The sequence below is a fragment of the Colwellia sp. BRX10-1 genome, from assembly GCF_014077545.1.
GTDB lineage: Bacteria > Pseudomonadota > Gammaproteobacteria > Enterobacterales > Alteromonadaceae > Colwellia_A.
Genome location: NZ_JACGWC010000113.1, coordinates 1 through 371 on the forward strand (window position 1 = coordinate 1; position 371 = coordinate 371).

Annotated in this window: 1 pseudogene; it reads left to right on the top strand. The window is 44.5% G+C overall.

Features of this window, described 5'->3' with window-relative positions:
- Positions 1-371, top strand: a pseudogene (locus tag H4J75_RS19775) (transposase); the annotation flags it as partial.

The window sequence follows — 371 nt, forward strand, 5'->3', positions numbered from 1 at the left end:
CAAGCCAATAAAGAAGATAAATGCACGGGGCACTTTTGGGAAGGACGCTTTAAATCACAAGCGCTACTCGATGAAGGGGCATTACTTGCTTGTATGGCTTATGTAGATTTAAATCCAGTGCGTGCGGGCATTGCCCCAACACCTGAGCAATCGAGTTTTACCAGTATTCAACTGCGTATCAAGGCAGCCATTATCGGGGAGCAACCGACAACGTTATTACCTTTTACGGGCAATGAACATCAAGCTAAAACCTCAGGTATCCGCTTTAGCTTGAAGGACTATTTAACCCTTGTAGATGAAACAGGTCGCGTAATAAGAGCAGACAAACGAGGCGCTATCGATAACAAAACCGCAAATATACTGTCAAGACT